The following is a 24,754-nucleotide window of genomic DNA, read 5'->3' on the forward strand; positions in this document are numbered from 1 at the left end:
CTACCGCTCATTTTGAATTATTTTGAAAACTACATAAGAAACCCCCTGGCATTATATCTTGGTCCAATACTGGGGATCCATTCATGAATGAGGAATCAGAAAAAACATTTTTCCAATTCTTGTTTAGTAGAAATTGGCTTGTCTCCATCCGTTCCTGGTTTATCTAACCCGACACTCGCGTAATTATCAATTGAAGATTCATTAATCAAACTAACCACATAAGCAGCAACACTTTTGCGAGAAACCTCAGTCCCTTTAAACGGTTCCCCTTTTTGCGTTGTTTCGTAATCAATTTCATTTTATCTGTTAACCAAGCTGGCCGTAAAATCGTATAGTATAAAGCTGATTTTTCAATGATAGCAGCTGATTTTCGATATGGTTCCAATGATTTTCCAATCATTCGGTTATTCCATTCTCCAAATTCACCTGGTACTTCATCATAAATACCAATTGAAGTAATAAATATAAGACGTTTAACATTATGCTTCATACTGGTCACAATATTAGCTGCAGCTTGATCTGCCTTACCACCTAGATTTACATAAATGATATCTTGACCAACTATTGCCGCATTTAAAGTTGCTTGATCCAACACATCCCCATCGATTACTTTTTCTTTTACTGGATCAATATCAGTAATTCGTTTGGCATTCCGTAAGAACAATGTTAATTGAATATCCGTTTGCGTTTTTAAACCTTCTCTCACCAATCGGGCAATGGCACCGTTAGCCCCTAATATCAAAACTCTGGTCATTATGAATTCCTCCTAGTCTGTGAATTCAAAGTTAAAAACTCCTAAAAGTTTAAGTCGTTTAAGACTTTCAAACATCGTTTGCGGTAAATTAATTGTTTTAAGTTCATGCGCAGATAAAGACAGTGGAAGTTGTGTTTTGCTGAATAAATCAGGATTAGCAACTAAAACATGACCAACTGCCACTAAATCCAAGCCATTGTCTAAAGCCTTTTCCATCTTTTCAAACGAATCAAGTGATCCTGCAGCAATGAGCGGTACCCGATGATCAACTAACTGTTAGTGTAAAGTTTTAGTAGGAAAGTGAAAAAAAGCCTTTTCAAAACAAGAGAAGACCGTTAATCTTCTAATTAGGTATAGCAGCCAAAAATTAGGAGGTAACGGTCTTCATGTCTCAAATTTTAACAGAAATCATGACAGTTTTAAAGGACAGTAATAGTTTATTTGATGCGGAACAGAATTTAATGATGCAGTGTCAGACTTTGATTGCCACTGCCTTAGGCCAGGCGTTAGAAGATCTTGATGATCTTCTAATTGGCGAAACAGAATACCAAGAAATTGTGGGCAAGCGCGAAAGAACTTTGAATTTTATGTGTGGGGCCGTGACTTTCAAACGCCGGTTAGTGAAACTAACTGATAAAAAATATGTATTTCCTTTAGATCGTTATTTGCAGTTAATTCCACGAAGTAGATTTTCACCCTTAATGGTCGAAAAGGTTGCCAAGCTAGCTTCACATAGTGTTTTACGGACAACAGCTTTGGCTGTTAACCTTTTAACACCACTTTCTATCAGTCATCAGAAAGTTGGTCAACTTTATCAAACAGCAGGTACGCAATGTGAAAAGCAGCGTGAAGAAACCACGTTAGTAGCTGTAGCAAAGAAACGTCAAGTTCCTTATTTATATCTAGAAGGTGATGCCTTTTGTGTCGCTATAAAGGCTAAACACCACCATAAGAATATTTTTGTGCACCGACTTCAATTAACGGAAGGCATTACCCAAAATGGCCAGCGCCGACAGACGCTAAACCGGCATGTGTTTACAGGATTAAACCGCCGAGTAGTTTTTAAGCAAGCACAAGATTATTTAAGTCAAAACTATGATTTACAACACACTACGGTGATCACCGGTAGCGATAATGGCAGTGGTTATGAACCATCCTGCTTTGATGAATTAGCAATTGGGGCAAAAAAACATGAGCATTTTTTAGATCGTTATCACTTGAATCGAAAAATTCGTAAGCGATTAAGCATGATGCCTAAGAGACTACAAAATATGTTATTTCAGGCTGTTCATAATTGGGATAGTGACCAAATTCAGGTTATTCTTGATACTTGTGAATCAATAGCTAGCGATACAGATAGTCTTGAGTCAATTCAACTTTTACGACGTTATTTGAAACGTAATTGGAATTACTTAAAACCAGCTGTTGAGCGCAGCTTAACGGCTGAAAATGTGTGCTTGGGTGGCTGTGAAAGTAACCATCGCCGTTTTACGTACCAATTAAAACATCAAGGTCGTTCCTGGAGTAAAGCTGGCTTAAAAGCGATGGTTAACGTGATTACGAGTGAAATTAATGGTCAACTGGAAGCAGCAATGTTAAATGTCCCTGCCGCCTCACCAATAAACATCAAACCAGTTAAAATATCTGCAAGTCATTTTCTTAAGCAACCCTTTACGCAACATCAAGGAATCAAGCATGGTAGCCTTCACCTAGATGCAGCAACTAGCAGTGCCATGAGTAATTTGGTGAAGATTATTTCGTAAAAACTTGAATAATAGGTGTAGTGGAGGCGTTGATGAAAGAGTGTGTCGATGTCACTTGGCGATTTATCGCTTAGAGACATGGGAAGACTGGAGAGATCCACTTCTGGCCTGAGGACAGAAGTTAGCTCGCAAGCGACCCACACGGCCCCACATCAGCGCCGGAACGGAACAAAAAGCAGGTAAAAGCTTAAATAAAATCTAATTAGAAGCACAACCTACTAAAACTTGACACATACCAACTAACTTTGAAATTCGTTGAATAAACGGCTCAGAATTATCATCATAATGAGAATGACTTGTTAAGGCATTTCCCAAAGAAAGATGCAAATAACCAATTTGTTTTTTAATTAATTTTTTGATAAGTGCTTCTGTATCAGACAAGCGCAATCCATCATCTTCACGTTCTTCCAAAGTAATTCGGTAACCAATGATAAATGAAGAATCCGCATATTCTGACACAACTTTTTGGACTTCATCGACAACTGCCATGGCAAACCGCAGTCTGTTTTTCAAATTGCCACCCCACTTATCAGTGCGTTGATTATAATGTGGAGATAAAAAATTTTGAATTAAGAATCCATGTGCGCCATGAATTTCGACACCATCAAAACCGGCTTTAATAGCTCGTTTTGTTGCGAATCCAAAATCATGAATAACTTGTAAAATCTCTGATTCTGTTAATGCTCGTGGCGTTTGTGCGGGCGCAAAAGCTGTTTGTAATGCTGAAACTGCACTAGAACTGACGACATCATGATTAGAAATAAACTGTGGTAAGGCTTTATCACCGGCATGATTCAATTGTAAGACCGCTCTAGCACCACCCGCTTTGATTGCCGTCGCTAATTTTGTTAGACCTGGAACAAATCGATCATCATAAACCCCTAATTCATTTGCAAAACCCACGCCATTTTCTTGTACATGGCTTGAACCAGTAATCACCATTCCGGCACTTTTAGCACGAGCACCATAATACTTAATTTCTGCATCTGATACAGTCTGATCCTCATTACTAGACCAAGTTGTCATTGGTGACATGACAATATGATTTTGAAGTGTCATTTTATTATTTAAAGAGAAATTTTGTTGTAACTTTGAATTTTTTTTCATTTCTATGCCTGCTTTCTTTTTTAATCAACATAGAAAAGAATAAACCTTCCAGTCGACTGGAAGGCAAGGCCTTTATTCTAATTTTTAAAAATTCGTTCCATTTGTTTAGCATGTTGCTCATAGGTTGCGATTTTATTATCAAGAAAAGCATGCGTATCTCGCAGAGTTTGCATTTTTTGTTCTAACACGTGCTGCTGTTCAATCAAAATTTGCTTGCGTTGCCCTTCCGTTTGTTCACCTTGCTGGGCTAAGGCTGCATATTTCTTTAAAACATCAATTGATATCCCAGTCTCACGCATACATTTTGCAAAATTTACCCACTCTAAATCAATTTCATCATAATCGCGATATCCACTAGTATTACGATTTACTGGTGGAATCAAACCAACTTCCTCATAATAACGAAGCGTGGTTGGTGAAAGTTCAAATTTTTCACTCACCGTTCTAATATTCAAAATCAATTCCTCCGTTTCTTCAAAGTAAAATAAAAAAGCTAACCAAAATGTTAGCTTTAAAATTATGTTTATATCGTTATAATACAATAAACCCATGTCAAACTCTAATATTCGTGATCAATATTAGCTTAGAATCGTTAAATCTTCTAAACAGTTAGCAACTATTTTACTATATCTATTTTATTTCAATGCTAATTTTGCCTCAGCAATTTGTTTCTTAATTTGGCTAAAACCAGTTCCACCCAATGAAGTTCGTCGTTCAACCGCCGTTTTTGGATCCAAAGCTTGGTAGACATCAGTCGCAATTAATGGTGAAAGTTTCTGATAGTCGGCTAAAGAAACATCTTTTAAAAATTTGTGCTCCTTAATACATTTAAGTACTAATTCACCAACCAATTCATGAGCTTGACGGAATGGTAAGACTTTGCTGGCTAAATAGTCCGCCAATTCAGTTGCATTTGAAAAATCATGTGTGGTTGCATAAGCCATATTTTCAGTTTTGACTGTTAACGTGGCTAACATTCCCCGAAAGACGGTTAAAGATTGTTCAACGGTATCAACCGCATCAAACATTTCCTCTTTATCTTCTTGGAAATCCTTATTGTACGCTAATGGCAAACCTTTCATCACAGTCAGCAATCCCATCAAATCACCATAAACACGTCCTGTTTTCCCCCGAATCAACTCAGCCATATCAGGATTCTTTTTTTGCGGCATGATCGAACTACCAGTTGAGTAAGTATCAGATAATTCCAAATAGTGGAACTCTTGACTATCCCACATTACAATTTCCTCGCAAAAACGAGATAGATGCATCATCAGTTGAGAACAGTTGCTAAGAAACTCCACAATAAAATCACGATCACTCACTGCATCAAGGCTATTTTTATAAACATCCGTAAACCCTAACTGAGTCGCAGTATATTCTCGATCAATTGGAAACGTGGTTCCTGCCAATGCTGCAGCTCCCAATGGCGAAATATCGGTGTGCTTAAGGTTGAACTCAAATCGATCATAATCCCGCTTGAACATTTCGTAATATGCCATTAAATAATGCCCATACGAAATTGGCTGAGCATGTTGCATATGAGTATAGCCTGGCATCAAGGTTTCAACATTATCGTCAGCCTTCGCCACAACTACTTTTTGCAATTTAACAATTAAATCCATAATAGTTTGTAAATGTTTCTTCAAATACAAGTGCATGTCCGTCGCTACTTGATCATTTCGGCTCCGCGCAGTATGCAACTTTCCAGCAACTGGCCCAATCTCCTCGGTAAGCAAACTTTCCAAATTCAAATGAATATCTTCATTTTCAATCGTAAATTTTAATTTACCAGCAGCTAGTTTTTTCTGTAATTGCTGTAAACCTACCGTAATTTGATCGGCTTCATCGTCCTTCAGAATTCCAGTATGTTTCAACATGGCTACGTGTGCTAAAGAACCTTCCAAATCTTCGGCGGCCATTTTTTGATCAAAGTTAATTGACGCCCCGAAGCTTTGGACATACTCACTAGGTTCATCTGTAAATCGGCCACCCCATAATTGATGATTTTCTGCCATATGCTACTCCTTTGCTTGATCTGTCTTGGCTTTCTCCTGCACTTGTGTATAAACCTGCGTTGGTAATCCCCAAATCTTAATGAATCCCACGGCTGCATCCTGATCAAAAGTATCAGAAGATGTGTAAGTCGCTAAATTTTTATCGTAAAGAGAATTGGATGATTTCCGCCCTTCAACAATTGCATTACCTTTGAACAGTTTTACCCGAATCGTGCCATTCACAACTTGTTGGGTAGCTTTCAAGAATGCTTTTAGCGCACTAAACAGCGGTGAGAACCACAAACCATTATAAATAGTGTTCGTTAATTCATGTTCAATAATCGGCTTAAAATGCGCTAAGTCACGTTCAAAAGTTAAATCTTCTAGAGCTTTGTGAGCCTTCATTAACACTTCAGCAGCAGGAGCTTCGTAAACTTCACGAGATTTGATCCCAACTAACCGATTTTCAATATGATCAATACGCCCAATGCCATGTTTTCCAGCAATTTTATCCAACTTGGCAATTAAATCTACCAAACTGAGTTTTTGATTATTCAGTGCAACTGGCACCCCGTGTTTAAACTCAATTTTTACGGTGCTTGCCTCATTAGGTGTATCCTCAATCGCATTCGTTAAGTCATAGGCGTCTGCTGGTGGCGTTACCCAAGGATCCTCTAAAACACCGGCTTCATTCGCGCGACCCCACAGATTTTGATCAATCGAATAAGGACTGTCCAAACCAATTGGAACCGGAATATTATTTTTCTTAGCATAGTTGATTTCTTCTTCTCGTGACCATTTCCAGTCTCGAACAGGTGCTTCAATTTTAATTTCTGGTGCTAAGGCACGAATAGCAACCTCGAAACGAACTTGATCGTTACCTTTTCCTGTACACCCATGTGCAATCGCGGTGGCACCCTCTTTTTTTGCAACTTCAACCAATTTTTTGGCAATTAAGGGACGAGATAACGCAGAGACCAAAGGATATTCACCTTCATATAAGGTATGTCCTTGCAAAGCGATTGTCACATAATCCTTGGCAAACTCATCACGACAATCTAATTGGTAAGATGCTACAGCTCCGAGTTTCAATGCCTTTTCTTTAATAAAGTTCATATCTTTGCCAACTTCGCCAACATCGATACAAGTTGCCACAACATCGTAGCCCTTATCCTTTAACCAAGAAATCGCAACCGAAGTATCTAACCCACCTGAATACGCTAAAACTATTTTTTTGTTTGCCATATAAATCACTCCTAATTAATTTTTTTAAATCTTTTTAATGAATTTATATTACACTAGCACGCTATATAATGCAATGTTTTTAAATATTTATTCATTAATTATCAATTAATTCATTATTTAATGTATATAAAATTAAACATTCGTATTAAAGCAAAAGTCACCTCAAACTATTCAGTTATGTCACTTATCTATTTGGCACCTTGTTATCCAAACCTACTTGCTTTATAGTAATTTGTTGGGCTTTTTATAAATGATTGGCAAGAATCATAGCAAACCAGACTTCTACATCACATGAAAGGAATTCCACAATGGGAAGAATTATTTTATCAGGTGTGACAGCCTACGTTTCGACAAGTATTGATTATTTAATCATTTTAATGTTAATCTTCAGCCAGACAAGATCTCGGAAGCAACGCCTGGCAGTTTATTTTGGTGATTTATTAGGCACAGGAATTTTAGTATTATCGGCAATAATTTTGGCGTTCATTTTACATCTGGTTCCGGAAACCTGGATTTTAGGATTGCTTGGGATCATTCCTGTTTTCATGGGCCTTAAGCTTTTAATCAAAGGTGAAGAAGATACCGACAAGGTCGTCCACAAAACTCTTTCAAGTCAACGCAGCTTGATGATCAACGTGGCCACAATCACAATTGCAACCTGTGGGGCAGACAATATTGGTATCTATGTCCCATTTTTTGTGACCCTTTCACCATCTGCATTAATTATCGTTTTGTTTACCTTTTTAGTTATGCTGACCCTCTTCTTTATTGCTGGCTATAGCTTGGTTAAAGTCCCAATCATCGCCGCGATCTTAGAAAAATATAGTCGTTGGATTACGGCTGCCATTTACATTTTAATCGGACTATCCATTATGGTAGAAAGTGGCACTCTAGCCAAATTTGTAGCAATATTCTAATGCAAATCGTAAAGACTAGCGTAAAATAGAAATATAAACATAAATAAGCCTTGTGGTGATAAGTCAAGTATGTAAAAAACTTTGTTTTTATTATTAATTAGTTCTTGAGAGTATACCTTCCCCAGCCCACTAAAACAGTTAATTTAGCGGGTTAAGAAGGGACTCAGTATCGTAAACTCGAAGGCTATACCACTTTGGGTGGTATATAAAATTGATGGTTTCTAAGCAAGACTTCCACCAATCTCACAAGCTTTCGTGCCGTCAAGACAATAGCTCGACGATGACGATACTTGGGTACCTCTTCATATTTTTTGTGGTAATAGCGTTGGTAAGTAATATCATAACGTCTTATCGAATTGGCAGCTTCAACTAGATAATAACGAAGATATTGATTACCCTTACGAGTTCGTGGCGTAGCTTGACGAACACTCGTACCTGATTCATGTGGTAACCAAGCCAGACCTGCATACTTGGCAATATGGCTTTCATCCGGAAAACGTTCAATTTGACCAATTTCTGCCACAATACCGGCCGCATAAACTGGACCAATACCGGGAACACTAGTTAAACAATTGATATCTGTGTTTTGAGTAGATATCTGTGTAATTGTTTTATCCAAAACTTGGATTTGTTTTTTTAACATCCGAATTTCATTAGCATAGACCGCTAAGATTTCATCAACAGAATCTGTTACGACTTTTGATAGACGATAAGAAGAACGAGTTGCTTTCTTAATGGCTTTAGCAACGGCTTCGGCATCACCAAATTTACCGTGGGCTAACTGTTGAAGATGTGTCACTAATTCATCAAGAGGTAGCGCCGCTGCCTCGTCCAAGGTTAACTCTTCATCAGTAATTAGGGTCATCATAGCTGAGCCAAAAACTGAGGTGGGTAACTCTCGTTCTAAAGTATTACAACGATAATAGAGGTTGTTCAAAAAATGATTTTTTGAATCGGTCATTTGTTTAACCAAGTGATAGCGTTCACGGGTTAAACGTTGCAGCGCAACATAATTTTCTTGGCGAGCAACAGGGGTTCCAAGTGGTTCTACACGCAATAAATCGGCTAATTGCTTGGCATCAATTGCATCAGTTTTACCGTCATTAAAGAGCTGACTAAAGTGATGTGATGTGTAGGGATTAATGGTAATTACCGATAAGCCTAAGGCTTGTAACTCGCTATCTTCGGCCAAAAAAGTCATTGGATGAAAGTTATAAACAGAAGTAGCTTCCATACCAGCTGTGATTTTTTCATAATGATGCGTTTGAGTTTCGGTTAGGACCGTCTGTTTGATCTTAATGGCGCCATTGAGATCATTAGTAGTTTCACCTTGAAAACAACAACGTTGATCCGAATCTAAAGCACAAAAGTCTAATTTATTTTTACCAACATCAATACCTAAATATAAATTCATAGGATAAGGACCTCCTTTCATTGTGAATTAATTGGATAAGCTTAGGTGCTGCGTGATGTTCCCTAATTCCAATTCTAACGGGCATCCTCGCAATATAAGTAGACTAGATTAAGTGATTCAGCTGCGTGTCACGCGAGTGAACACGAATCACTCTAATCGCTACAGCTTGTGGTTTGCGGTGTTTCGAATTGTCTGGGCGGCACGCTTAAAACGTAGATAAACTACAAGGGGAGAAAGCCTATACCAGTTGGACCTAAATCCAATGAACAATTAGAGAATATCACGCAGCATCTAAGTAGTGAATAGTAAGAAACAAAGTTTCAAAATATATAATACGAGGGAGTATATTATGTATCAATTATTAACTGATTCAGGTATTGATCTACCTTACCAATTGCTTGCTGATAATCACGTTGATTTTGTGTCAATGCATGTCGATATTGATGGTCAGGAATATACAGACGATTTAGAACATAAATTTGATCTCAATCATTTTTATCAACAAATTGCTAAAGGCGTAATGCCATCAACTGCCCAAATCAACATTGGTCAATTTGTCGAATTTTTTACACCTTACGTAAAAAAACAAATTCCAATTTTATATCTAGGCTTTTCATCAGGTTTAAGTGGCACGTTTAATAATGCAAAAAATGCTAAAAACATGCTTTTGCAGGAGTATCCGGATGCACAAATTTTCTTGGTGGATTCCCTTGCTGCAAGTTGTGGTGAAGGGTTAATGTTGCTGGATGCCATTGATAAGAAAAAAGCAGGTATGGGAATCACCGAACTGACTAACTGGCTTACAACTAACCGGTTACGTTATCGCCAGTGGTTCACGGTTAATGATCTTAATTACCTATATCACGGTGGCCGCGTATCTCGTGCATCAGCGGCAGTTGGGTCTATTCTTCAAATTAAACCAGTGATGGATGTTGATACAATGGGTTACTTACGCGTAGTCAGTAAAGTTAGATCCCGCCGAAGATCATTGAAAGAACTAGCAGACAATACGCTTGAGACATTAGAAAATCGGGATAATCCCAGAATCGTGATTGCTACGAGTCAAGCTGATGACGCTGCTAAATTAGTTTCTGATCACATCCACGAAAACATTCCCAAAGCCCAAATATTGATTGAACACATTGGACCAACCATTGGCAGTCACACTGGTTTAGGCTGTGTTGCTGTCTTCTCTTTGGGTAAAACAGATCGCCAATAACTACAAAAATTCAACATTTTTAATAATCGTTAATTAAGTATAAAAATACAGCAACTTAAAAAGAAATTTTTTAAGTTGCTGTATTTTTATATTTTTGTAAATTAATTCATGGATTTGAATTTATAAATTCGGCTATAAAACGATTCCTTAAAATCTGTTTTTTTTGCGAATTCCAATCAATTGAAACAAAGACGTTAAAATAGCTAACCCAATAACTGCTAATATGCTGTCATTTGCTTCATCTGTTTGTGGCAATTTAACATTCCGCTTAGAAAGCGTCTTAACTGACAAATGTTTTGCTTTTCCAGTTAATTGCTTGCTAGTTTTTTTAATTCCAATAGATACCGATTCTCCCTGTTTAACCATTCCATTAGGTAACATTTTGTTATAAATATTTTGATGTATATTGGAAAAATTTGAAACTGCGGTATTTACCTTTTTATTATCATTAATTTTTCCAGGTTTTATAGCTGGCTTACCATTATTCCCCGAATGATTCGAAATAATTTCATAACTACCCTGCCCTATAACAGAATTTCGTGTATATACATAGTTATGATCAACGTTATTCAAGTCTATTAATCCTTGTTGGCTTAACATAACATGATAATTGCCCACTGCTGTGGGATTAACCTCAACAAACTGGAGATCATTGGCTGTTAACTGATAGCTTTCACCGTTACTCAAGGTAATTACATATTTGTTAGGATTAATCTGACCAACTTTGCCATCATAAATTTTACTATCTTTTCCAGATAAAGTCGCCTGAACAACAACTGGTGTTATTTGATATTGTCCTTGCCCGGTTACGGAATCAGCTTTATAAACATAATTCTGATCAACGTTATTCAAATCGGTTAATCCTTGTTGACTTAACGCAACATGATAACTGCCCACTGCCGTGGGATTAGCTTCAACAAATCGCAGATCGGCAGCCGTTAACTGATAGCTTTCACCATTACTCAAGGTAATTACATATTTATTCGGATTGATTTGACCAATTTTGCCATCATAAATCTTACTATCTTTTCCAGATAATGTTGCCTGTACAGCTGCTGGTGTTATTTGATATTGTCCTTGGCCAGTTACGGAATCAGTTGAATAAATATAATTCTGATCAACGTTATTCAAATCGGTTAATCCTTGTTGACTTAACACAACATGATAACTGCCCACTGCCGTGGGATTAGCTTCAACAAATCGCAAATCGGCAGCCGTTAACTGATAGCTTTCACCGTTACTCAAGGTAATCACATATTTATTCGGATTGATTTGACCAATTTTGCCATCATAAATCTTACTATCTTTTCCAGATAATGTTGCCTGTACAGCTGCTGGTGTTATTTGATATTGTCCTTGGCCAGTTACGGAATCAGTTGAATAAATATAATTCTGATCAACGTTATTCAAATCGGTTAATCCTTGTTGACTTAACACAACATGATAACTGCCCACTGCCGTGGGATTAGCTTCAACAAATCGCAAATCGGAAGCCGTCAACTGATAGCTTTCACCGTTACTCAAGGTAATTTCATATTTATTCGGATTGATTTGACCAATTTTGCCATCATAAATCTTACTATCTTTTCCAGATAATGTTGCCTGTACAGCTGCTGGTGTTATTTGATATTGTCCTTGGCCAGTTACGGAATCAGTTGAATAAATATAATTCTGATCAACGTTATTCAAATCGGTTAATCCTTGTTGACTTAACACAACATGATAACTGCCCACTGCCGTGGGATTAGCTTCAACAAATCGCAAATCGGAAGCCGTCAACTGATAGCTTTCACCGTTACTCAAGGTAATTTCATATTTATTCGGATTAATCTGGCCAACTTTGCCATCATAAATCTTACTATCTTTTCCAGATAATGTTGCCTGAACAGCAGCTGGTATTATTTGATATTGCCCTTGACCAGTTACGGAATCAGTTGAATAAATATAATTCTGATCAACGTTATTCAAATCGGTTAATCCTTGTTGACTTAACGCAACATGATAACTGCCCACTGCCGTGGGATTAGCCTCAACAAACTGGAGATCATTGGCTGTTAACTGATAGCGTTCACCATTACTCAAGGTAATTACATATTTGTTAGGATTAATCTGGCCAACTTTACCATCATAAATCTTACTATCTTCTCCGGATAAAGTTGCCGTACCATTTTCTGAAATTTTCTTATAAGTAAAAATCAATGTTTCATTTGCAACCGCCACAATATCAGGATTGTTATCTACGGAAACAAAACTATATCCGTTAATAATAGGCGCTGAAAATTGTTGATAAGCTCCTTCCTGCATGTCAACCACTACATCAGGCGAAATTGTAGAGCCATTGGTATCCTGAAACTTTTCTGTAATGACAAATGTTTTTAAAGATGGAACTGTAATTTTTGCAGATGCCTGAACAATATTACCATCAGAATCCTCAACGCTAATTTCTACTGTATATTCACCTGCAACAGGATTATTCAGATCTAATCCACCAAAGTCAATAACTTTCAATTTACTTGTTAAATCACCGTCTTCAACATCATTAGCAGTTACTCCTCGTAGTATGGTAGCTTGCGTAATCGGCTGACCTGCGGTAATTGTTTGATCCGAAAATCCTGAAATTCTTGGAACAAAACTAGTAGAATACGCATCAGGCGACCAAACTGGTTCTAATAAAGTTTGATCCTGAACATATTTTGTTGGTGCATCTGAAGGATACCAAATAACATTCGTAAAAATTGAACTTGTACTGCTAGGAACAGTTGCTTCAGCTAAAGGCCCTGTTACTTTTGGTGTTAAATAAACGACAGTATGGGGATAATTTGCTGCAACGGATGAAATTTCGCTATTTGCTTTAAGCATAATCCCGAATATCCCAGATCCTAATGACTCAACATAATAATCATCTGTGACATTTTTATTTGTTTCTGGCATATAAAGTTGAATATCATCTGTGGTTAAATCTAAATTACCACTAACTTTTAGCACAATTGCGAATAGCCCCAAATCATCTGGATCAGTACTACTATAATTGATTGAACCGTCAGCATTAATATACTGACTCATTGTATCTGCAGAACTAATTTGCTTTAATTGCGAATAAATATCGCCAGTCCAATTAAAGTTCAAATCAATCATAGCTGGTAAAGTAGTTCCGTCTTCAGTGAACGAGCCGACTGATACAATATTATTTTTATTACCATAAGAATCGACGGTTGGATCATTTTCCGGCTGAGGTGTATTTGTATTATTCAGCAAGGTTGCGGCACCTGTAACACCGTAGTTTGCACCACCTGGCCAATATGTGGTAATGGAACTAGTTTCTGAGGCCATCTTGTTAACTGAAATTGCAGTTTGCGGAACATTAAAATCAATCACCTGCTTGTCAGGGGTAATCAAACTAGCATCTACATAAGTTTCCCCAGTATTAATAACTGGGACGGTATAGCTAATCCCCAACTTACCACTTTGATCCAAGATATCGTTATTATAAACTAATGATATACTTCCAGTAGTTGCATTAACTGTTTGCGTTAAATATTTTGGTAGAGAAATTGTTTTCAAATTTTCCCAATCAATCACATTAGGATTAGTAAAATGCAGTATAATAATTGTCCCCTTAGGAACGTTAGTAGTATCTGTATAATTCAATGCTAAATCAACGTGCATAGAACTTAATCCTGACCATAATTCATCATTGTCAACAGTAATTTGAGGATCTGTGACCCCAGTTGTGTCATCTGTTTTGACATTCGAAACAGATTTTACAGTGGCTGCATCAAATTTTTGGTTTTGTTGCACCGCACTATTCAGTGATTTATTAGTACCTGTACCTTGAGCATTCCCATTTTCTGTTGAATTTGAAGGATCTTTTTTAACCGTATTAGCAACAGACTGCACAGAATTAACTTTTGCAACTACAGAATTGCTAGACTCCTGGTTTACAGATGAATTCTGCCCTGTAGCTTTTACAGTAGACGTAGATCCTGCATTCTGACTAGTTAATTTTTTGTTTGATGCCAAATCAGAAGAATCCACATTTTTTGTAGATTTCGTCGTACTTTTCTGATTTATAATTTTTTGAGACTTTTCATCTTCATTTTTAAATGTTTTATTAGATGTTTTAATAGTAGACTCATTTGTTGAATCAGCCTCTGTTGAACCCTTTTGCGTGTGTACCGAAGAGGTGCGACTGTCAGCCACACTCTCTGAGGAGCCTTTAGTAACGCTACTCTCTGTTTTAGATGTATTTGAATCTTGATTTACAGATGACACTGTGTCTGCCATAACAGTTCCACCGCCAACAAAAATAACCATCGTCGTCAATCCGGCAACTAACCAGCGACGACCTGCCTTATACATTTTATAGTGAACTTTTTCATTTTTCATACACATTTTTATGCCTCCACTAGTTAAAAATCAATTACATCATCATAATCCGCTTACATTGTAGCACTAAAAGTCATATAGAAACGTTGTTCAAAAATAATTCCTTATAGCATCAGCACCTATTTCTAAATGTGTTTTCATAAAAAAAGGTCAGCAGTTCGCTGCTGGCCTTCACTCAGAGTTAGATTAACGTAATTTTTAGATGCTTTAACTATTTCTCAGACAAATCAATTCAGATATAGTCATTACCAAGGCAATGTGCCACCATTTTCACTAAAGGTTCCGGTCGTCTTATTATCTGGATCAGATGCCAATTCAACGATCCGGGCGGCGCCTTCTTCAACATCTTGCATCCCAGGGATCTTAGGGCTATCAAGCGAACGACCACCAAAACCAGTCGCCGTCCAACCAGGATTAACGGAATTAACTGTGATGCCAAATTCTTTTAATTCTTTACTCAAATCAATCGTTACAAAGTTAACTGCTGCCTTTGAAGATTGGTAACCTACTGAGCTAACTTGGTAAAAACGCGACTTAGGATCACTAGCTAATGTCAAAGATCCCATATTACTAGATACATTAATGATTTTTCCTGAAGTTGCTTTTTTCAATAACGGCACCATCGCTTGGGTTGTATCGAGCAAACCAAAGAAATTCACATCATATTCTTCTCGAATTGTCGCTGTAGGCATTTCCGAAGGTTTTTGATGAGCATCATTTGTCATTCCCGCATTATTAATCAAAATATCAAGATGACCGTAATCAGCCTTGATTTTATCAGCAGCCTTTTTGATACTTTCTTGATCAGTCACATCTAGTTGAACAAGGTCTGCATTGACTCCTAAATCAGCTAATTTGCTGACCGCTTTTTCTCCACGTGATACATTACGCGATCCTAACAAAATATGTTGGCCCTTTTGACCAAGTTCTTTGGCCGTTTCAAAGCCAACTCCCTTATCAGCACCGGTAATTAGTGTTAATACTTCTTTATCATTCATGTTTAAATTCCTCCAATTACAAAATAATAATTCATATTGCAACTATCCTACCACAATTTTTAAATTTAATAAGCCTCGTAGTAAAACAAATAAGCACCTTTTGTCTCATAAACGACTTGGTAATAATAATCTATATAATCTCAATGCTTCTGCCTTTGTTATTGGTTCCTTAGCATCAGCAACTCGCTGGGCAAAATTCAAAATGGCCGTTCCTAGGTAATCACTAATAAAATGTTTAGCTTCCTTTGAGTAATCCCTTGAGATTAAGATTTTCAAAGCCGTTCCGCTAAATAACGCTTGAACTTTAATCTGCATATGACTCCATTTCACCATTTTAAATAGGTCAAGATTAGCATAAATCATATCCACAATTGTGATACTTCCATTCTCAAAATTCACGCGATTTAACACATCAATTTTTTGTTCAAACTCAGAAATGGCAATTAAAAATTGGACAAACACCACATCCTCAATTCCTTCGTGATGTCGATAAAAGGTTGCCCGTGAAACATTCGCACTTTCGCATAAATCCTTAATATCAATTTGATTAAATTGAGTCCCATCCTGCCATTTTTGCTTAAGAGCCTGAATTAGTTTGGCCTCTGTTTGTTGTTTGCGTTTATCAATTTTAAATTGTGCATCCAAAAATATTTTTGCCATTTTAATTAATGAGTAATCCTAACGTGGAATACTCCTAAGCCTTCTTCCTTGACGATTTCGCTAACATTCCCAAGATTTGCGTGACATTCTTTCTAAAATCGGCCTGTCTAACTTCAATGTTATCAGCACCATTATTATGCGCATTGACTGATTCTCCGAGCATGAAATCAGAGAGTAGCGAAGTCCCGCGTCGAATTATCTCTGGGTCATGAGCAATTTGAGCTAAATATAAAGGCAACATAGCATACAAACGATTATACTGGGTCGCAACATCGGGATATTTTAAATATTTGGAAACCGCGGCAAAGTCGTGTGGAATAACTTCACTATATTCATCAAATGCCACGGTGTAGGTTAATTGTTCAAGCGCTGTGGTTCCGCTTAATCCAATTAAAGACTGATAAAGGTAATCCACCAATTCTTGCATACTTTTAGCGAAAACCTTAGCTCGCAAATCTTCTGTATTTTTTGTATACCGATACATCGATTGGGGCTGGATATCTAACCGTTTGGCAACTCGACTTAACGTAATCGCTTCAAAACCACTTTCAGCCGCAAGCTCAGTAGCAGCGGTCAAGACACGTTCCTCATTTAAAATTCTTTTTTTCATTATTTCCTCCACTTGGGATTTTTTCTTGATAAACTTAATGGCTAAGTTTATAATCTGCTGTAAACTTAATAACTAAGTTTACTATAAAACTTCAACGTCCATCAATCAATATAACTTATAGCAAGCTTAAAACTTTGATTGACCTTGGCAAATATAAGGAGAATATTTATGAAAATTGGAATTATTGGTGCTACAGGAAATGTCGGTCGTGTTATTTTTAAAGAAGCTCGAACTCGTGGTCATGAAGCCACAGCCATTGTTCGTAATGCCGCCAAAGCAAAACAAATGCTTGGGAACGATATAGACGTTCTTGAAAAAGATGCCCTTGCACTTACCAAAACTGACTTAAGCGATTTTGACGCCATCGTCAACGCCTCTGCTCTTCAGCCGGCCTATTTAAACTTAGATCTTGCAACAAAATTAGTTAGTCTTTTTCGTGATAATGATCACACCCAATTAGTATTTATCTCCGGGGCAAGTTCTTTAGTAGGAGACGATGGTTCTTTTCAAATTGATAATATCCTAAAAACCTTTGCTGGACAGCCTTGGATTGAGACTCCCCTACAACAAGTTCATGAACTCCAGTTTTTGCAATGGATTGATAATGTAAAATGGACAGTTATGACCCCTCAAAATGACTTTGTCGCTGGTGACAAGACAAAGTTCCGATTAGGTACTAACAAAATCATGACCGATAAAAGTGGTAAATCTCAAGTTTCATTTGGGAATTTTGCTGCTGCCTTGCTTGATGAGTTAAAAGCCCCTAAACATGTTCATCAACAATTCACTGTAGTTGATGATTAGCTTTTCAAAAATTAAGACACGCTAAATCGTCTGATGCGATTTTGAGCGTGTTTTTTATTGTAAAAAAATTATAAAAAGTAAAAAACAGTTTACTTACTTTTTGTAAGCGAGTATACTGTGGTCAACAAATAGAAAATCATTAGCCAAGGAGGCAATCACTATGAACACAAATTTAATTGGGCTTCATCACATTACCGCTATTACTTCTAGCTCGCCAAAGATTTTTAAATTCATGACAGAAATTTTGGGCTTACATTTAATTAAAAAAACTGTTAATCAAGACGACGTTCGTACCTACCACCTCTACTTCACTGATGATATGGGTAAAGCTGGGACTGATTTAACTTTCTTCGATTTTCCAGGAATTCCTAAAGGAAAACAAGGAAAAAACGGAATTACCCGCATTGGTTTCCGCGTTCCTAATGATAAGGCCCTGGATTGGTGGCAAGCTCGTTTTAACGAATTCAATGTTCGCCATAATGAAATTAAAACCCGATTTGGGTCCAAATATCTTTATTTCTATGATTTTGATGATCAACAATATCAACTAGTTTCTGACGAAATCAATCATGGCGTTCCTGCTGGAGACCCCTATCGCCACAGCCCTGTGCCAGCCGAATATGCAATCAGTGGTCTTGGCCCTTCCTTCGTCACTGTTAATTATCCTGAGCAGTTAAACCAAGTTTTGACAGAAGTTATGGGCTTCACAAAACTTGCAACAGAAGACGGCAAAACGCTTTATGAATTACATGATGGTGGTCACGGCGCTCAAATTGTTACAGAAACGAGTGTTGTGCTTCCCGATCAATTCCAAGGTTTTGGCACGGTTCATCATATTGCTTTTCGGACGGAAGATGCCGAAAGCTTGAATTGGTGGATCAAACGAATTCAAGAGGCCCGGCTTGCACAATCTGGTTTGGTAGATCGTTTCTACTTCAAATCTGAGTACTTCCGTCCTGGTCGTGGCGTTCTCTTCGAAACTGCTACAGATGGACCTGGTTTCTTACTCGATGAAACATATGAAGAAGCTGGTGTTCACTTGGAGTTACCACCTTTCTTGGAAGATCAGCGTGAAGATATTGAGGCTCATCTGGCTGGCTTTAACACAGAACAAAAAACGGAGGATTAGCTATGGCTGACGAACAGACCCATATTTTCTTCAAACCCGGTCAATCTGACACCGCACCAATTTTAATGCTTCACGGTACAGGTGGCGATGAGCAAGACTTATCAAAAATTGCCAGTTACCTTTTGCCTACTAGCCCGCAATTAGGGATTCGAGGACGTTTAATTGAAAATGGTCAAACGCGGTATTTTAACCACACGGCAGATGGTAGCTTTGATTTAAACAGTTTGAATTCTGAAACAGATTGGCTGCTAGAAACCATTGACACCTATACTGAGCAATATCATCTCGATCAAGAAAAGATGATTGTAGTTGGTTACTCAAACGGTGCCAATGTCGCTGCTTATGCGTGGCTAACAAAACGGCCCCGTTTCAAAAAAGCCGTTTTGTTTCATCCTATGTTGCTCACACCCACTGTTGACTTACCTGATTTATCCAAGATTAGTATATGGGGATCTCATGGCGAGCAGGATCCAATTGTTTCTAAAACCAACTTTGACGAATTGATGCAGTCTCTCACTGGTACTCATGCAGACGTTTCAATTTTTGAACACGAACAGTCGCATAATATTAATGAACCTGAATTAGTTAGTGCTAAAGCTTGGGTAACTGCCCACATAAGCTAAATAAAAGCTCAGTAAACCTAGTTTAAAATTAGGTTTGCTGAGCTTTTATTTTACTCTTTTTTGAATGACACAAAATTCTTTAAAGAGCCTTCTAACATATCTATTTCCTTATCATGATTATTTTTCTTCAAATCAAGTATGTTACCTATGTCAGAAGTAAAAATAGCCAAGGGTGTAATCGATTTTCTCATAGGCTCTTGAGAATATTCGATAAAACCAAGTCGCGTGTAAAAGTCTACTGCAGTTTTTAGTGCGTCTAACGTCACTAAGGAAACACCGACAACTGGCATTAATCGACTATACGTATTTAATAATAAATGTTTCATTGTCAATCGCCCCATACCTGAGTCCTGATATTTACTATTCACCGCAAAGAAGGAAATATCAAAATTTAAATAAGTGGTACTGGTTCTGCCAGTATTCAATGAAAGATGTTTCTTTCGCCAATTTTTTAAAACTGGAGTATAACTAGCAGAAATAGTATAGAAACTAACAATATCATTTACTTTTATCAATCTCCGGTCTCTTATGTAACTGTTTTTTAGCTTCAGATTTCCGAAAACTATTGATTAATTCATACTTTCTGATTCACTTCTGGTTTTAAAAAAAATACTTTTATTAGCGCATTCATTTAATTACAGATTAAAAACACTCCCATGCCAGAATAGGTCTTTATCATCCGCTAACTTGACTCGGTACTTAAAAACAACTTCAATTAGAACATAACAATAAGAAAATCCTTCAAAATTTGGTTTCTTATTATTTAACTAAATTAATAATCAACTTCAAAACTTTTATATTTTTACTTTAACCATTTATTTTTCTTTGCGATTTGAACGGCCTCAATGCGATTATGGACACCTAATTTACTAAAAATAGACGATAAATAATTGCGCACTGTACCATCAGACAGAAACAAGCTTGTCGCAATTTCTTTTGTGGGCTTTCCTTCATCCGCTGCCGTTAACACCGCTAACTCTCGCTTAGTGAGCGGATTACTATCGGCCGATAACATGTTGACCACTAATTCTGGTGCATACGTTGTTTTACCAGTCATTACCTGGCGAATAGCTGCAACCAAATCATTACTAGGACTATCTTTTAATAAATATCCAGCCACCTGCGCTTGAACCGCCCGTTCAAAATAAGCCTTCTGCGCAAATGTGGTTAAAATCACGACCTTGGTTGCGAGCTGAGCAGTGTGAATGTGATCTGCCACGTCTAACCCAGTTAGCTGAGGCATTTCAATATCCAAAATGGCCACATCGGGGGCTAACTGGCTAATTTCTTGCCAAGCAGTATTGCCATCGGTCGCAGTCCCCACAACATGCAAATCATCTTCTAGTTCCAGTAATTGTGAAAGTGCTGAGTTTAGCATTCCTTGATCCTCAGCTAAATAAATTGTGATCATTAATTTCTACTCCTTTGGCAGGCTTAGAGTTACCAACGTTCCTTTGCGATTACGCACGATTTCAAATTTTCCGTTACCTTCTAACATCCGCGCCCGCATCCCCCGAATACCATTTGAACCACTGCGTTCGAACTTATGACCTCGGCCATCATCTTGAATCAAAACTTGATAATGTCTAGCATCGCTTGTAAAGCTTATCTGAACCGACTGAGCTTTAGCATGGCGAATCACATTGGTCAGGGCTTCTGTCATTGCCGCCGTAAACCGTCCTTGAATCACTGTGGGCCATTTCAAAGCCATTTCTTCGTTGTTAGTCGTTAGAAGAACTTCAGCCGCGGCCAGATTTTTACTCTGTTCCAGCAATGTTTCACTAATCGATTTTTGATGAAGATCATTCACAATTTTCCTCACCATTTGTAGATTCTGGCGACTTGTTTTCTCGATATCATCGAGTTCGGGGACAACTTTTTCTGGCGCCTTTTGTAACAATTTCTTAGCTAATTCCGTTTTAATTGTGATCATTGAAAAGCTTTGTCCGAGCGTGTCATGTAAATCACGGGCAATTCGTTCGCGTTCATCTCGTTGAACAATCGTTTGTAGGCGTCGATTAGTTTGGTGCAATTGATTTTGGCGAACCATTGACCTGGCTAAACTGTATGCAAAAATTGGAGATATCAATGGAAATAAAAGGCCCACCACATTCATATTATGAAAACTGAGGATCCCCGGATAATAGCTATTATAGCGAATAAGGCCACTAATTATAAATAAATAATAGGCACCCAGAAACCAATGGAAATATTTCTTCGGGCGCCGGGCCAAAAGCGAGGCAATTTGCCAACCGGGAAAAATAATCAAATAATTATTAAAAGCAAAGATTGAAAAAATACCGGTTATCAATAATTCTAATGGCATTGTAATGACATGCCAGCGTGGCACTTCGGTCACCAAAACATAACTTACCAAAAACAGCAAGCCCATCCCCACCCAGAACCAATCTGTTTGAGATTTGATTGGAAAATAGTCTGACATTGCAAATGGCAAATAAACTAGCCATATGTATCCAGTTGCTTTTCGTTTTTTAAAATTTTTCATCCACCTATGCTCTGCCAACCTTCACACCCCATTTATGTGTTAGTTTTGAAATTAATATCATGGTCGCAAATAAAATCAAACTCCACAGCACGATTCCAATCACCGAATTTAACTCAATTTCACCACCTGTGGTCACTTTTTCTAACAGACTGTTGGTGAAATAAGCGGGCATTACTTTCCCAATTTGTTGTAACCAATCTGGCAGTAATGAAATTGACCACCATAATCCACTAACAATGGCCATCGGAAAGGTAACGAGATTGCTAACCAGCCCTAACGTTTCTGTATGTTGAATAAATGCCATCATGGCTCCCATGATCAGAAGGGGGATTTGACCAAACAGGGAAACTCCTAGAACTCCCAGCCATTGTCCACCTGAAAGTGACACGTGATTGACTCCCATTGCTAGCCCGCCAATGACACCAATTGCCAAAGTCGTCATCACTAAGCTCCATAACGCAATAGAAACGTAATACGTCGTCAATCCACGCGGGGTTAAATTCAGCAAATTGACAAATCCTTGGTCACGGTCATTTTTTAGAATAGACGCCACGCTGAATGCGGCACTAATCAAGCCACTATAAACAATCATACTACCCATATAAGTCACGTTAAAAACCTGCATTTCGGCCGTGGTTCCAACAATCATGACTCGTGTAAATAAAAGATAAAAGCCAGCTGGCATTAAAAGTGAAAAAAATAAAAACGAGGCATTACGTAAAATTAGACGTCTACCATCAAAACTTAATTGACTCATCAAATGTTTCATCATTTTACCTCCTGGTTGGTTAATTGGACGAAAATTGTTTCTAGAGATTCACGAGTAACGGTTATCTGATGCAGGTGTTTAAAATTTTTCATTAGTGCATATAACGTGGCATCCCCATCAGTACTCCGAATATGAATGTTGCCATCACTTTTATTAATTTCCGTCACATGCGGTAACACTTTAAACACGTCTGATGCCCGCTCGGTCTGAAACACAATTTCTACGCGTTGATGTTGGTTCTGCAAGTCATTAAAAGAACCCTGAAAAATAAATTGACCATTTTTCATCACCAATATCCGATCAGCAACTTCTTGAATTTCGTTTAAATAATGGCTGGTAATGACAATTGTTTTTCCTTGCTGTTTAAGAAGTCGAATTCGATGCCAAAAAGATTGACGTGCTTGCACATCCATCCCAACTGTGGGTTCGTCTAAAAACAACAGATCAGGATTACCAATCAAGGCAATTGCAAACGTCACCTGGCGTAACTGGCCACCTGATAAATTGGTTAATCGTTCTTTGGCAAACGTTGTTAGATGTAATTCTTTAATCAGTTGCTCTGGTGAAAATGACGTTTCATAGCAGGAAGCTATTTCGGCTAATAACTCTGAAACGGTGACACCCTGAATAACCATATCCGTTTGGAGCATGGAACCAATGTGTGCCTTTCCAACTTTACTACCTGGTTGCTTTCCAAACAAAACAACGTCACCAGTTGTTGGATACAAGCCGAGTAAAATATTTAACAAGGTTGTTTTTCCGGCACCATTTTCTCCAATCAAACCAATGATTTCGCCAGAATTCACCCTAAAACTAATATCTTTTAAAACTGATTTTTGCCCATAATTAAATTTTAAATGAGTTGCTTCAATAAGTGTTTTCATTTCTCCTGACCTCCTTGATATAATCATATCAACAAGGAAATCATCGGCCCAGTTCCATTTGTCACCTTTTCAATATGACAAATGTCATAAAAATTAGGAACCCAGTTTTAATCCTGAAAAAAATTTTATCAGTATTCTGATTTTATTACTCAGCATAGATCACGTTACACTATGCCTATTAAATAAAGGAGGAACATTGACGATGAAACAAATTATCCAGGAAACCTTTGGCGGAATTTGCGAACTTAAAATTAGATCAATTGAGGAACCCAAAGTATCGCCCTTTTCAGCAATTATTCAAACTAAATACGTCCCCATTTTGCCTTGGGACTGGTTAGGAGAAGAAGGATTTTTACAAAATATTCATCCTGTTCAGCTTCCCACCGTGATTGGTTATAGTTTTACGGGGATTGTCCAAGATGTGGAAGCATTAAGAAACAAAAAGTTGATTGGTCAGGCGGTCTTTGGCGCTAATCCAGGCGGAACAGCTAGTGAACTAATTAATTCACAGATTACACCCATTATCTTTCCGGTTCCTAAAGATGTTTCCCTTTATTATAGCGAGTTTTTAACCTGCAATTTCAATGTCGTGGCGTTTAAATTGAATTATTAGAAAAGCCCTAAATAGTCTGCAGTAATCCCAGTCCGCAGAAAAGAATCGCAAATATGTATGTCCAAATTCGATTCCGGATAAAAAATAAGGACGAGTTATCGGAAACCTCCACCCGCTGCCCAGTTTGTTCATCCACATAAATTCTTTTCTCCGTAGAAACAAACCACCGACATAACAAATAATTAACCCCAGCCGCTGCTAGTCCCCACGCAATCCACATGACGGCATATTCTAACGACTCCGAGACCCCAATATTAGCAATTAGGCTACTAATCGCGCCTGCTGCCATCCCTCCAATAATTCCTGAAAGGATGACTAAAAGTCCTTTACCCTTCCAAACCAGCATATTAATCTCC

The 24,754-nt window shown here is 37.8% G+C and carries 23 protein-coding genes and 1 pseudogene; 7 read left to right on the forward strand and 17 right to left on the reverse strand.

Translation table 11 applies throughout. The features are described 5' to 3' along the window. Positions 1-95: 95 nt before the first annotated feature. Positions 96-754, reverse strand: a pseudogene (locus tag ADU73_RS00065) (NAD(P)H-binding protein). Between the two features lie 12 nt (positions 755-766). Then, the gene (locus ADU73_RS00070; RefSeq protein WP_046871220.1) at positions 767-970 is read right to left on the reverse strand and encodes a hypothetical protein; all 204 of its coding nucleotides are present in this window, start codon (positions 968-970) and stop codon (positions 767-769) included. Between the two features lie 170 nt (positions 971-1,140). On the opposite strand from ADU73_RS00070, the gene ADU73_RS00075 reads away from it, so the two are divergent. Beyond that, a complete protein-coding gene (locus ADU73_RS00075; RefSeq protein WP_062913045.1) occupies positions 1,141-2,517 on the forward strand; it encodes an ISLre2 family transposase in 1,377 nt (458 codons plus the stop codon). A gap of 198 nt (positions 2,518-2,715) precedes the next feature. Here ADU73_RS00075 and ADU73_RS00080 read toward each other — a convergent pair whose 3' ends face one another. The 4 genes from ADU73_RS00080 to ADU73_RS00095 all read right to left on the reverse strand — a co-directional run bounded on the left by ADU73_RS00080 (position 2,716) and on the right by ADU73_RS00095 (position 6,866). Further along, entirely contained in the window at positions 2,716-3,624 is a 909-nt protein-coding gene (locus tag ADU73_RS00080; RefSeq protein ID WP_052694579.1) for an oxidoreductase, read from the reverse strand. Between the two features lie 77 nt (positions 3,625-3,701). Then, positions 3,702-4,079, reverse strand: coding sequence for a MerR family transcriptional regulator (locus ADU73_RS00085; RefSeq protein ID WP_056986552.1), 378 nt, complete (start codon positions 4,077-4,079; stop codon positions 3,702-3,704). A 180-nt stretch (positions 4,080-4,259) separates the two neighbouring features. Continuing rightward, on the reverse strand, positions 4,260-5,642 hold the full coding sequence (gene argH, locus ADU73_RS00090) for an argininosuccinate lyase (protein ID WP_062913046.1): 1,383 nt from the start codon (positions 5,640-5,642) through the stop codon (positions 4,260-4,262). Positions 5,643-5,645: 3 nt separating this feature from the next. After that, positions 5,646-6,866 (reverse strand): argininosuccinate synthase, encoded by a 1,221-nt coding sequence (locus tag ADU73_RS00095; protein ID WP_046872528.1) that lies wholly within the window; start codon positions 6,864-6,866, stop codon positions 5,646-5,648. Positions 6,867-7,174: 308 nt separating this feature from the next. On the opposite strand from ADU73_RS00095, the gene ADU73_RS00100 reads away from it, so the two are divergent. Beyond that, positions 7,175-7,783, forward strand: a complete 609-nt coding sequence (locus ADU73_RS00100) for a cadmium resistance transporter (protein ID WP_046872529.1) — start codon at positions 7,175-7,177, stop codon at positions 7,781-7,783. Positions 7,784-7,967: 184 nt separating this feature from the next. Here ADU73_RS00100 and ADU73_RS00105 read toward each other — a convergent pair whose 3' ends face one another. Beyond that, entirely contained in the window at positions 7,968-9,197 is a 1,230-nt protein-coding gene (locus ADU73_RS00105; RefSeq protein ID WP_056986621.1) for an IS110 family RNA-guided transposase, read from the reverse strand. A 349-nt stretch (positions 9,198-9,546) separates the two neighbouring features. Here ADU73_RS00105 and ADU73_RS00110 point away from each other — a divergent pair, with 349 nt between their 5' ends. Beyond that, a complete protein-coding gene (locus ADU73_RS00110; RefSeq protein WP_046872518.1) occupies positions 9,547-10,416 on the forward strand; it encodes a DegV family protein in 870 nt (289 codons plus the stop codon). A 147-nt stretch (positions 10,417-10,563) separates the two neighbouring features. On the opposite strand, the gene ADU73_RS00115 is transcribed toward ADU73_RS00110, so the two are convergent. From ADU73_RS00115 to ADU73_RS00130, 4 genes are all read right to left on the reverse strand, one after another. Next, entirely contained in the window at positions 10,564-14,808 is a 4,245-nt protein-coding gene (locus tag ADU73_RS00115; protein ID WP_062913047.1) for an MBG domain-containing protein, read from the reverse strand. 239 nt (positions 14,809-15,047) lie between these two features. Then, positions 15,048-15,800, reverse strand: a complete 753-nt coding sequence (locus ADU73_RS00120; protein ID WP_046871454.1) for an SDR family oxidoreductase — start codon at positions 15,798-15,800, stop codon at positions 15,048-15,050. Positions 15,801-15,905: 105 nt separating this feature from the next. After that, positions 15,906-16,460, reverse strand: a complete 555-nt coding sequence (locus ADU73_RS00125; RefSeq protein WP_052694501.1) for a hypothetical protein — start codon at positions 16,458-16,460, stop codon at positions 15,906-15,908. Between the two features lie 34 nt (positions 16,461-16,494). Next, positions 16,495-17,070 (reverse strand): TetR/AcrR family transcriptional regulator, encoded by a 576-nt coding sequence (locus ADU73_RS00130; protein WP_062913048.1) that lies wholly within the window; start codon positions 17,068-17,070, stop codon positions 16,495-16,497. A 168-nt stretch (positions 17,071-17,238) separates the two neighbouring features. On the opposite strand from ADU73_RS00130, the gene ADU73_RS00135 reads away from it, so the two are divergent. The 3 genes from ADU73_RS00135 (at position 17,239) to ADU73_RS00145 (ending at position 19,626) form a co-directional block, all read left to right on the forward strand. Continuing rightward, positions 17,239-17,874 (forward strand): NAD(P)H-binding protein, encoded by a 636-nt coding sequence (locus tag ADU73_RS00135; protein WP_046871455.1) that lies wholly within the window; start codon positions 17,239-17,241, stop codon positions 17,872-17,874. Positions 17,875-18,034: 160 nt separating this feature from the next. Beyond that, a complete protein-coding gene (locus tag ADU73_RS00140; protein WP_062913049.1) occupies positions 18,035-19,003 on the forward strand; it encodes a ring-cleaving dioxygenase in 969 nt (322 codons plus the stop codon). A 2-nt stretch (positions 19,004-19,005) separates the two neighbouring features. Then, positions 19,006-19,626, forward strand: coding sequence for an alpha/beta hydrolase (locus ADU73_RS00145; RefSeq protein ID WP_046871456.1), 621 nt, complete (start codon positions 19,006-19,008; stop codon positions 19,624-19,626). 50 nt (positions 19,627-19,676) lie between these two features. Here the strand turns inward: ADU73_RS00145 and ADU73_RS00150 are convergent, their stop codons facing one another. From ADU73_RS00150 to ADU73_RS00170, 5 genes are all read right to left on the reverse strand, one after another. After that, complete coding sequence (locus ADU73_RS00150) at positions 19,677-20,141, reverse strand: GNAT family N-acetyltransferase (protein ID WP_046871457.1); 465 nt, start codon at positions 20,139-20,141, stop codon at positions 19,677-19,679. 287 nt (positions 20,142-20,428) lie between these two features. Next, positions 20,429-21,037 (reverse strand): response regulator transcription factor, encoded by a 609-nt coding sequence (locus ADU73_RS00155; protein WP_046871458.1) that lies wholly within the window; start codon positions 21,035-21,037, stop codon positions 20,429-20,431. Between the two features lie 6 nt (positions 21,038-21,043). Continuing rightward, a complete protein-coding gene (locus ADU73_RS00160) occupies positions 21,044-22,132 on the reverse strand; it encodes a sensor histidine kinase (RefSeq protein WP_062913050.1) in 1,089 nt (362 codons plus the stop codon). 4 nt (positions 22,133-22,136) lie between these two features. Then, positions 22,137-22,901 carry an ABC transporter permease gene (locus ADU73_RS00165; RefSeq protein WP_062913051.1) on the reverse strand — a complete coding sequence of 255 codons (765 nt, stop codon included), beginning with the start codon at positions 22,899-22,901 and terminating at the stop codon, positions 22,137-22,139. Beyond that, entirely contained in the window at positions 22,901-23,785 is an 885-nt protein-coding gene (locus tag ADU73_RS00170) for an ABC transporter ATP-binding protein (protein WP_046871461.1), read from the reverse strand. Before ADU73_RS00170 ends, ADU73_RS00165 begins: the two co-directional genes overlap by 1 nt. A 202-nt stretch (positions 23,786-23,987) precedes the next feature. Here ADU73_RS00170 and ADU73_RS00175 point away from each other — a divergent pair, with 202 nt between their 5' ends. Beyond that, complete coding sequence (locus ADU73_RS00175) at positions 23,988-24,398, forward strand: MDR/zinc-dependent alcohol dehydrogenase-like family protein (protein WP_052694503.1); 411 nt, start codon at positions 23,988-23,990, stop codon at positions 24,396-24,398. 7 nt (positions 24,399-24,405) lie between these two features. Here the strand turns inward: ADU73_RS00175 and ADU73_RS10580 are convergent, their stop codons facing one another. Then, a complete protein-coding gene (locus ADU73_RS10580) occupies positions 24,406-24,744 on the reverse strand; it encodes a hypothetical protein (RefSeq protein ID WP_046871462.1) in 339 nt (112 codons plus the stop codon). Positions 24,745-24,754 lie beyond the last annotated feature (10 nt).

It is taken from the genome of Pediococcus damnosus, from assembly GCF_001611155.1.
GTDB lineage: Bacteria > Bacillota > Bacilli > Lactobacillales > Lactobacillaceae > Pediococcus > Pediococcus damnosus.